Source organism: Mesorhizobium sp. M7A.F.Ca.US.005.03.2.1 (assembly GCF_003997795.1).
Lineage (GTDB): Bacteria > Pseudomonadota > Alphaproteobacteria > Rhizobiales > Rhizobiaceae > Mesorhizobium > Mesorhizobium ciceri.
The window spans coordinates 1-7230 of record NZ_RZRP01000269.1 but is presented as its reverse complement, the minus strand read 5'-3'; the positions used below and the strand labels follow the sequence as shown (position 1 = coordinate 7230).

General features: G+C 62.7%; 9 protein-coding genes. 7 read left to right on the top strand and 2 right to left on the bottom strand.

Translation table 11 applies throughout. The features are described 5' to 3' along the window. Positions 1-212: 212 nt before the first annotated feature. The 6 genes from EN991_RS16520 (at position 213) to EN991_RS16495 (ending at position 4304) form a co-directional block, all read left to right on the top strand. Complete coding sequence (locus tag EN991_RS16520) at positions 213-1163, top strand: sugar ABC transporter permease (RefSeq protein WP_013529761.1); 951 nt, start codon at positions 213-215, stop codon at positions 1161-1163. Between the two features lies 1 nt (position 1164). Beyond that, positions 1165-2058 carry a carbohydrate ABC transporter permease gene (locus tag EN991_RS16515; protein ID WP_024502709.1) on the top strand — a complete coding sequence of 298 codons (894 nt, stop codon included), beginning with the start codon at positions 1165-1167 and terminating at the stop codon, positions 2056-2058. Between the two features lie 100 nt (positions 2059-2158). Further along, positions 2159-2770 (top strand): rod-binding protein, encoded by a 612-nt coding sequence (locus EN991_RS16510; protein WP_164753790.1) that lies wholly within the window; start codon positions 2159-2161, stop codon positions 2768-2770. A 13-nt stretch (positions 2771-2783) separates the two neighbouring features. After that, positions 2784-3209 carry a hypothetical protein gene (locus EN991_RS16505; RefSeq protein ID WP_013529758.1) on the top strand — a complete coding sequence of 142 codons (426 nt, stop codon included), beginning with the start codon at positions 2784-2786 and terminating at the stop codon, positions 3207-3209. Positions 3210-3306: 97 nt separating this feature from the next. Next, complete coding sequence (locus EN991_RS16500) at positions 3307-3822, top strand: hypothetical protein (RefSeq protein WP_013529757.1); 516 nt, start codon at positions 3307-3309, stop codon at positions 3820-3822. Positions 3823-4019: 197 nt separating this feature from the next. Continuing rightward, the gene (locus EN991_RS16495) at positions 4020-4304 is read left to right on the top strand and encodes an SCP2 sterol-binding domain-containing protein (protein WP_013529756.1); all 285 of its coding nucleotides are present in this window, start codon (positions 4020-4022) and stop codon (positions 4302-4304) included. A gap of 95 nt (positions 4305-4399) precedes the next feature. On the opposite strand, the gene EN991_RS16490 is transcribed toward EN991_RS16495, so the two are convergent. Then, positions 4400-4969 carry an N-acetyltransferase gene (locus EN991_RS16490; RefSeq protein WP_127369146.1) on the bottom strand — a complete coding sequence of 190 codons (570 nt, stop codon included), beginning with the start codon at positions 4967-4969 and terminating at the stop codon, positions 4400-4402. 153 nt (positions 4970-5122) lie between these two features. Next, on the bottom strand, positions 5123-6256 hold the full coding sequence (gene odc2, locus EN991_RS16485; RefSeq protein WP_013529754.1) for an ornithine/lysine decarboxylase: 1134 nt from the start codon (positions 6254-6256) through the stop codon (positions 5123-5125). A gap of 540 nt (positions 6257-6796) precedes the next feature. Between odc2 and EN991_RS16480 the strand changes: the two genes are divergently transcribed. Further along, positions 6797-7230, top strand: a 434-nt coding sequence (locus EN991_RS16480) for an amidase family protein (protein WP_245460983.1), incomplete at its 3' end; no start/stop codon positions are given.

Genomic DNA, 7230 nt, shown 5'->3' with positions numbered 1-7230 from the left:
AACCATGGCCGACTACGTGCTGGTCGATATGTTCGCCAAAGCGGTGACCGGCCAGGCGACGCCACAAGAGGCAATGGAAGAGGCCGAGAAGCGGGCAAATCGCTATTATCGCGTTTGAGCCGGTTCAGCCGGGCAGCGCGGCTGCCCGGCTGGCTTCGGATTGCATCGTGGCCGATCCGGCCGATCAATGAGACCTCAGCAGGAGCCGACCCATGGCCGTGCCGTCAGCTGCTATCCAGCCGCGATCTTCGATCTTCTCACGGATTCTATCGCGCTGGAGCGAAAGCCGGAACGCACTTGGCTTCGGCTTCATGCTTCCGGCGGCTGCACTGCTGCTTGTCTTCCTGACCTATCCGCTGGGGCTCGGCGTCTGGCTCGGCTTCACCGACGCCCGCATCGGCCGCCCCGGCATCTTCATCGGCATCGAAAACTATGAATATCTGTGGAGCGACGCCGTCTTCTGGCTCTCCGTCTTCAACACCTTGCTCTACACGATCAGCGCTTCGATCCTGAAATTCGCGCTCGGCCTCTGGCTGGCGCTCCTCCTCAACCAGAACCTTCCCTTCAAATCGTTCTTCCGCGCGATTGTCCTGCTGCCGTGGGTGGTGCCGACGGTGCTCTCGGCCATCGCCTTCTGGTGGATCTACGATTCGCAGTTCTCCATCCTCTCCTGGGCGCTGCAGCAGATGGGACTGATCGACCACCGCATCAATTTCCTTGGCGATCCGGAGAACGCACGCGCCTCGGTGATCGCCGCCAATGTCTGGCGCGGCATTCCTTTCGTGGCCATCACGCTGCTGGCCGGCCTGCAGACGATTCCCCAATCGCTTTACGAGGCCGCGACGCTCGACGGCGCCAGCCGTTGGCAGTTGTTCCGCTATGTGACGCTGCCGTTGCTGACGCCGATCATCGCCATCACCATGACCTTTTCGGTCCTGTTCACCTTCACCGATTTCCAGCTGATCTATGTGCTGACTCGCGGCGGGCCGGTGAATGCCACCCATCTGATGGCGACGCTCTCGTTCCAGCGCGGCATTTCCGGCGGCCAGCTTGGCGAGGGAGCCGCGATCGCGGTGGCGATGATCCCGTTCCTGCTTGCGGCGATCCTTTTCAGCTATTTCGGCTTGCAACGTCGTAAATGGCAGCAGGGCGGTGGAGACTGACATGGCCGCGATCGAAACGAGCAACCGTCCGAACACGGATGAAGGCGGCATGGGCTATCTTCAGAGCCTGCCCCGGCGCGTGGTGACCGTTTATCTGCCGCTCCTGATCTTCGTCATCGTGCTGCTGTTCCCGTTCTACTGGATGACGATCACGGCGGTGAAACCCAATCTCGAGATGACGGATTATGCCAATTTCAACCCGTTCTGGGTCGTCCATCCGACGCTCGAGCATATTCGGTATCTGCTCTTCGAGACGTCCTATCCGGGTTGGCTCCTCAACACGATCATCATCTCGACCGCCTCAACTTTCCTGTCGCTGCTGGCGGCGGTGTTCGCTGCCTATGCGATCGAGCGCTTGCGGTTTTCCGGGGCGCGGCAGGTCGGCTTGGCGATCTTCCTGGCCTATCTCGTGCCGCCCTCGATTCTGTTCATTCCACTGTCGGTAATGGTGTTCAACCTCGGCCTTTACGATACGCCGTTCGCACTGATCCTCACCTATCCGACGTTCCTCATTCCATTCTGCACGTGGCTCTTGATGGGCTACTTCCGCTCGATACCCTTCGAACTGGAAGAATGCGCGCTGATCGACGGAGCGAGCCGCTGGCAAATCCTGACCAAGATAGTTCTGCCGCTGTCGGTGCCCGGCCTGATCTCCGCCGGCATCTTCGCCTTCACCCTGTCATGGAACGAATTCATCTACGCCTTGACCTTTATCCAGTCGTCCGAAAACAAAACCGTGCCGGTCGGCGTGCTTACCGAGCTGGTACGTTCGGACGTCTATGAATGGGGAGCCCTGATGGCAGGCGCGCTGATCGGCTCCCTGCCGGTGGTGGTGCTCTATTCATTCTTTGTCGAGCACTACGTCTCCTCGATGACGGGGGCGGTCAAGGAGTGAGGCTGAGGCGGAAATCCGCCCCTCGGCCGGCAGCTTCGATCCGATCCCCCGCACTCCGCTCCCTCTCCTTCCCGCAAGCCTGCCACAAGCTTGTTGAGGCATGGTCTGGTCAGGGAAAACCGGTAAAAGGCGGACTTTCTTGGCGATTTCTCCACCCAGCGACATCGTTATGGATGTGGCCCGAGCCGTCGACCCGGCGGATATCGAGACCGCCCGCGCCGCGCTGGCAAAGCGGGCCGGCGGCGCTACGGGCACATTTTCACTCGACACAGCCGCTTCCGTCGATGCCGGCGCGATCCTGTCGCGCGCCACAGCCGACAAGGCCGCCGCCGCAACCGACCCGGCCAAGAAATTCAAGAAGTTCGAGGCGATGGTGCTGCAGACCTTCATCCAGAACATGCTGCCCAAGGACACCGAGGGCGTCTACGGCAAGGGCCTGGCCGGCGACATGTGGAAATCGCAGCTTGCAGAGCGGGTGGCCGACGTAATGGCCGAACGCGGCGGCATCGGCATCGCCAAATCGATGCTCGCCGACCACTATCTCGAAGGCAAGCGCGTCGTGCCCGTCGGTCCGGTTTCGGGCGGGCCGGAAAAGACCGAGGTCGACCAGCAAAACAGCCTGTCGACCTCGCTGGTCCATCAATTGCAGCGCAAGGCTGCGGGATCGATGACCGGTGACGAGACGACCATAAAAACAAATATCAAGATCTAAACTGGGAAACGCCATGGCCGACTTTTCGGAATCCACCCCCAACCTGCCAGCACGCACGACCACATCGGAAGCGCCGATCCCGTTCGCGCGGCCCGGCAATCTCGCCGCCATCATCGGCCGCATCGAGGAAGTGGTCGAGGAAGAGACGGCAGGCATCCGCAACGCCACCAACTATGATCTCAAGGCATCGAACGCCCGCAAGAGCCGCTACCTCTACGAGTTGACCCGCGCCATGAAGGGCGGCAGCGAAGCCGAATTCCTCGAGCAGCACCGCGAGGGCCTGACCCGGCTGCGCCAGAAGCTGGCGAAGAACGAAGCGGCGATCCTGGCGCATCTCAGCGCGGTCAACGAAGTCGCCAGCCTGCTGCGGCACGCCATCCAGCGCGCCGAGACCGACGGCACCTATTCCGCCGGCGAGTTCGGCTGGATAAAGGCGTGATGGCGAACACAGGCGACACATCGGAGATCCTGCCTCGGCAACGGCGCCGTGCCGCGTTGCCATTGCAAGGGACTGACCAAGGGACTGACAAGGCCCGATGATCAAGGTCATCGCCATCGCCGTCTGGATCTGCGCCGCAACGCTGGGCGCCGTATTCTATTCTTTCCAGGCGGCCGGCGAGCGCGGTGTCGGCGAAACGCCGAAGCCGATGCTGGGCGGCCTCGACTACGTCAAGACCGACATCATTTCGGTGCCGCTGATCCGCGATTCCGAGATCGGCGGCTATTTCCTGACCAAGCTTGTCTACACGGTCGAACCCGAGCAGATCAAGAAACTGTCCATTCCCGCCGAAGCGCTGATCACCGACCAGGTTTATTCCTACCTCTATTCCAATCCGCAGATCGACTTCACCAACAAGGCGACGATCGATCTCGATGCCTTCCGCGCCGCGATCCGCGATACCGTCAACACGCGTGTCGGGGCGCCTTTGGTGCATGAGGTTCTGATCGACCAGGTCAATTTCCTGTCGAAGGACGAAATCCGCGACAACTGGCTGCGCCGCAAGAAAAGCGAGACGGCGAGCGAAATGACCAAGGCGTTCAAGGAACACTGAGTTGCCGGGCTCGCATTCCCGGCCTCCTCCAGGCTCGCCTGCCGCAACGGCAGGAACCAACCGCCTGAATTCGCGTTGACGTAAACGTCAACCCAAAGCTATATGCGGCAGCGACCGTGATCGCGAAACCGCGGCACGGGCTTCGGCTGGATCGAAGCGCCGTTGCGAGACAGATGCAACCAGACAAGGAGAACAGCGTGAGCGTTCAGGAGATTGCCGAGAAGATCAAGTCGCGCGTGGCCAGCAGCGGGTTCGATCGTTCCGTGAAATTCGACACCGGCAGCGACGGCGTCATCGTCATCGACGGCGCAACCGTCTCGAACACCGATGCACCCACCGACTGCACCATCAAGCTCTCGCTCGACGATCTCGATTCGCTGATCGCTGGCGACCTGAACCCGACAATGGCGTTCATGACCGGCAAGATAAAGGTCGAAGGCGACATGACCGTTGCCATGGCGCTCAGCCAGCTGATCGGCTGAAGGCATGCAGGCGCCCAAGGTGGCGCCCACCAATCGCGAAAAAACGCCGCCTTTTCGGGCGGCGTTTTTGCGTGAAATGCTGGCGGCTTCGTATCTCAGGCCGCCGATATCAATTCCTGCGCCTTCAGCTTGCGGCCGGCCGCCCTCAGCGTGCCGTGCACGCCGTCAAGCGCGCCTTCCACCAGTTCCAGCGCCAGCAGGCGGTGCCGCTCATAGGGTCCCGGCATGGCAAGCGAACCGGTCTTCTCGGCCGAGAAGCCGAAGCGCGCGTAATAGGGCGCATCGCCGACCAGAAGGATCGCGGCATGGCCAAGACGTGCCGCCTCGGCGATGGCATGGCGCATCAGGGCCGAGCCGATGCCGGCGTTCTTGAGCGACGGATCGACGGCAAGCGGGCCAAGCAGCAGCGCGGCCGCACCGCCCTCGCCCAGCCTGACGTCCCACAGCCGCACGGTGCCGGCGACGCCGCCCGAAGCATCGCGGGCGACGAAGGCCAGGCCTTCCGAGGGCCGCCGGCCACGCCGCAGCTTCTCCGACGACTTTTTCCTGCGCTTCGGCCCCATGGCCCGATCGAGCAACGCCTCGCGCGCCGCAACATCGGCGGCGGTTTCGGCAACCATCACAAAGGCCGGTGCGTGGCCCCCAATTTCAACTGGCATTTCCATTTCCGTAATCCCTGGCGAGCGGAGATCTGTTCCACAGGCGAGCCCGGGTGGACGAAAGTCGCCCACCTGGGATGATCTGATCGGCTCTCTCAGCGCATTTTCAGGCGAAGTTGTGTCCGGTTCGCCGTTCGAAAATGCGCTGAGCAAGCGCCGTCAGATCACGTAGGATCGGAGAGGCTCGAAGCCGTTGAAGGCGACCGCCGAGTAGGTGGTCGTGTAGGCGCCGGTGCCTTCGATCAGCACCTCGTCGCCGATGGTCAGCGACAAAGGCAGCGGATAGGGCGTCTTCTCGTACATCACGTCGGCCGAATCGCAGGTCGGGCCGGCGAGCACGCAAGGTGCGGTCTCCGTGCCGTCATGCGCGGTGACGATCGGGTAGCGGATCGCCTCGTCCATCGTCTCGGCCAGGCCGCCGAACTTGCCGATGTCGAGGAACACCCAGCGCACATTGTCGTTGGCGGCCTTCTTCGAGATCAGCACGACTTCCGACTTGATGACGCCGGCATTGCCGACCATGCCACGGCCCGGCTCGATGATGGTCTCCGGAATGGCATTGCCGAAATGCTTGCGCAGCGCCGAGAAGATCGCCTGGCCATAGGCCTGGGCGGCCGGCACGTCACGCAGATAGCGCGTCGGGAAACCACCGCCCATATTGACCATCTTCAAGACGATGCCTTCCTCGGCGAGCGTCGCGAACACCACCTTGGCGTCGGCCAACGCACGGTCCCAGGCGGTCAGGTCGGTCTGCTGCGAGCCGACATGGAACGACACGCCATAGGCGTCGAGGCCGAGCCCCTTGGCATGGCGCAGCACGTCGACGGCCATCGCCGGCACGCAGCCGAACTTGCGCGACAGCGGCCACTCGGCGCCCTCGCCATCGGTCAGCACGCGGCAGAACACGCGCGCACCGGGCGCGACGCGGGCGATCTTCTCGACCTCTTCGACGCAATCGACGGCGAACAGGCGGATGCCGAGCTGGTAGGCGCGTGCGATGTCACGCTCCTTCTTGATGGTGTTGCCGAAGGAGATGCGGTCCGCCGGCGCACCAGCGTCCATCGCCATCTCGACTTCGGCAACGGAAGCGGTGTCGAAGGACGAGCCCATCGCAGCAAGCAGGCGCAGGATTTCCGGCGCCGGGTTTGCTTTCACCGCATAGTAGATCCTGGAATCGGGCAGCGCCTTCTCGAAGGCGCGGAAATTGTCGCGCACGACATCGAGGTCGACGACGAGGCAGGGGCCGGTCGGACGTCGGGTGGCGAGGAAGTCAAGGATGCGCTGGGTGGCCATCGGGGTCTCTCCATCAGCGCCTTTCGGCGCGCAATAAGGCTGCGGGACGCGGGCTGTCGGCCTCGCGAACTCGCGGTGGACAAAGGCGGGACGGAAATCCATGGAACCAGCCGGTGGAGACCCCGGAACCATGAAGCGCCGTCTCGCGGCGGTGAACCTTGGCCTTGCCCGGCCTCGGTTCGCTTTGTCTGCCTTGGCTTGGATGGGAGACCCGTCCGCACTGCCGGCAATGAAGGTGTGCCTCTTCAGTAACCCCGGTTTTTGGACAACCGGCAGAACACCAGAAAGGCCCGCACCGTCGTTGCTTCAAGGTGTCCTCGGGCTGGCGGTTGGCCGCTAGACCGACTGGAGGGGTTGGCTCCAGTTACCTTACCGATTTCCCTCACCATTCGAGGATCGGCGGACACCCACAGGCACGTGCGACTTTGGGCAAGCGCGATATAAGGGCGAAGACTTTCACAATCAATAAAAATCGTATCGCAGGTTGTAAAATTTCTGGCGTCGAACAATGTTGCGGCAACCGTATCCGGATATCGAACGATGACAGGCACGCACGGCCCTCTCAACGCCTTTCTCGATCTTCGCCAGATGCCCGTGGCACATGCCCAGCTTGGCCCGCTGGCCGGCCTGCGGCTGGCCGTCAAGGACATATACGACGTCGCCGGCTACCGCACCGGTTGCGGCAATTTGCAAAAATTCGCCGAAAGCCACGCAGCCTCGCGCACCGCACCCGCCGTGCAGATGATCCTCGATGCCGGCGCACGCTTCGTCGGCAAGACGCAGACCGACGAGCTCGCCTTCGCGCTGTTCGGTCAGAATGCGCATTTCTCGTTTCCGGTGAACCCGGCGGCACCCGACCGCGTCACCGGCGGCTCCTCATCGGGGTCGGCGGCGGCGGTGGCGGGCAGGCTGGCCGATATCGCCACTGGTTCCGACACCGGCGGCTCGATCCGAGCACCGGCGAGCTTTTGCGG

Bases quoted from the DNA above. Each gene is read 5' to 3' on its own strand.
- EN991_RS16520 (WP_013529761.1), top strand. From the start codon at position 213: ATGGCCGTGCCGTCAGCTGCTATCCAGCCGCGATCTTCGATCTTCTCA.
- EN991_RS16505 (WP_013529758.1), top strand. From the start codon at position 2,784: ATGGCCGACTTTTCGGAATCCACCCCCAACCTGCCAGCACGCACGACC.
- EN991_RS16500 (WP_013529757.1), top strand. From the start codon at position 3,307: ATGATCAAGGTCATCGCCATCGCCGTCTGGATCTGCGCCGCAACGCTG.
- EN991_RS16510 (WP_164753790.1), top strand. From the start codon at position 2,159: ATGGTCTGGTCAGGGAAAACCGGTAAAAGGCGGACTTTCTTGGCGATT.
- EN991_RS16515 (WP_024502709.1), top strand. From the start codon at position 1,165: ATGGCCGCGATCGAAACGAGCAACCGTCCGAACACGGATGAAGGCGGC.
- odc2 (WP_013529754.1), bottom strand. From the start codon at position 6,256: ATGGCCACCCAGCGCATCCTTGACTTCCTCGCCACCCGACGTCCGACC.
- EN991_RS16490 (WP_127369146.1), bottom strand. From the start codon at position 4,969: ATGGAAATGCCAGTTGAAATTGGGGGCCACGCACCGGCCTTTGTGATG.